This window comes from Cellulomonas algicola (genome assembly GCF_003851725.1).
GTDB classification, from domain to species: Bacteria; Actinomycetota; Actinomycetes; order Actinomycetales; family Cellulomonadaceae; genus Cellulomonas; species Cellulomonas algicola.
Genome location: NZ_BHYL01000301.1, coordinates 1 through 1,697, shown reverse-complemented (window position 1 = coordinate 1,697; position 1,697 = coordinate 1). Strand labels below are relative to the sequence as shown.

At 80.1% G+C, this 1,697-nt stretch carries 2 protein-coding genes; both read left to right on the top strand.

Translation table 11 applies throughout. From position 1 onward, the window contains the following. The coding region (locus CTKZ_RS21705) for a hypothetical protein (RefSeq protein WP_200829792.1) at window positions 1–341 on the top strand (341 nt) is incomplete at its 5' end. Then, window positions 338–1,697: hypothetical protein (locus CTKZ_RS16980; protein ID WP_200829791.1), on the top strand; the 1,360-nt coding region annotated here is incomplete at its 3' end. The genes CTKZ_RS21705 and CTKZ_RS16980, both read left to right, overlap by 4 nt.

Below are 1,697 nucleotides of genomic sequence, written 5' to 3'. Positions count from 1 at the left end.
GTCGCGCACGCCGCGCGGAGGTCGGCGTCCTGCACGCGCTCGGACTCGCACCCCGCACGCAGGCCCGCGGCCGCGGCGCGGAGACCGGGACCGTGCTGGGGCTCGCCGTCGTCGTGGGCGCGCTCGGCGGCCTGCTGCTCGGCGTCACGCTCGGGCCCGCCCTCGTGCGGGTCGTCGCGACCGGGCCGGCAGCGCTCGTCGTGGCTCCGGCCGTGCAGCCGGGCGTCCTCGCCGCCCTGATCGGCGCCGCCGCGCTCGGCTGCGCGCTCGTCGCGCTCGGTGACGGGGCGCGCGTCCGCCGGTACGCCCTCACCGCGACCGTGCGGGAGGACGCGCGATGACCGCGACCGCGTCCGCACGTCCGGACCGCCGCGACCGGCGGCCCGCGCTGTCGAGCGCCCGGCTCGCGGCCCGCCAGCTGCGCACCGACCCCACGACCGCGGTGCTCGTCGTCCTCGCGACGTTCGTCGCCGCATGCGTCCTCGCGGCGTGGCCACGCACCGTCGACCGCGTCGTGGGGACCGACCAGGCCGACGGGGTCGGTCGGCTCGTCGCGACGCGGGTCGACCCGACGCGTGCGTCGTCGTGGCTCGTCGACACCGGCGGCGGCTCGGCCGACGCGCTCGACGACCTCGCCGCGCAGCGGGACACGCTGACCGCGACGGTCGCGTCCGCGGGCCCCGCGCTCCGCCCCCTGCTCGGCGAGGCCCGCGTCGTGCTGTCCACGGACCGCTGGGTGGCCGACCGCGGGCCGCGCGACGTCGGCATCGCCGAGCTCACGGTCGGCGTCCGCGTCGACGGGCGGCTGCCCGACCTCGTGACCGTGGCCGACGGGCGCCTGCCCGCACCCGCCGACGTCGCCCCGCTCGCCCCGGGCGCGCCGCCGCGCACCGGCACCGGTCCGGACGCGCCGCTCGAGGTCGCGCTCTCGGTCGCGTCCGCCGCGCGCATCGGCTGGCAGGTCGGCGAGCTGCGCACGCTGCAGGGCGGCACCGGTGTCACGGCGGTGCTCGTCGGGACGTTCGAGGCCGCGGACCCCGACGACCCGACGTGGGCGCACCTCGACTCGACGTTCGCGCCGCAGGTCGTCGAGGACCCCGACGCCGGCACGCTCGTCACGGTCTTCCCCTACGCCGACCCCGGCGCGCTGCCGGTCCTCGCGGTCTCCGGGCCGCTCGCGTCCACGACGTGGTTCCCGCTCGACACCGGTCCCGTCGCGACGACCGACCGTGCTGCGCTGCTGACCGACCTGCGCGCGTTCCGCACCGCGACCGCGACCGACACCGAGCTCGACGCCGCGCTCCAGGCGCTCGAGCCCCGGCAGCGGCTCGTCGTCACGGTGCTCGGCGTGCTCGCCGCCGGACCCGCGGGCGTCGCCCTCGGCGTGCTGTGGCTCGCCGTCGCGCTCGGCGTCGAGCGACGCCGGGGGGCGCTCGTCCTGCTGCGCGCCCGGGGCGCGTCGACCGTCCTCGTCGGCGGGCTGGGCGCGGGCCAGGGCCTCGTGCTCGGCGTCCCCGCGGCCGTCGCCGGCGTGCTCGCCGCCGTCGCTCTCACCCCGGGCCCGACCACGCCGACCGACCTCGCCGTCCCGCTCGCCACGGGTCTGGCGCCCGCCGTGCTCCTCGGCGTGGCCGGTGCGCGCGTGCGCGCCACACGGGCGGCGCTCTCGGGGGCCCGACCCGTCGCCGCGGGTGCGG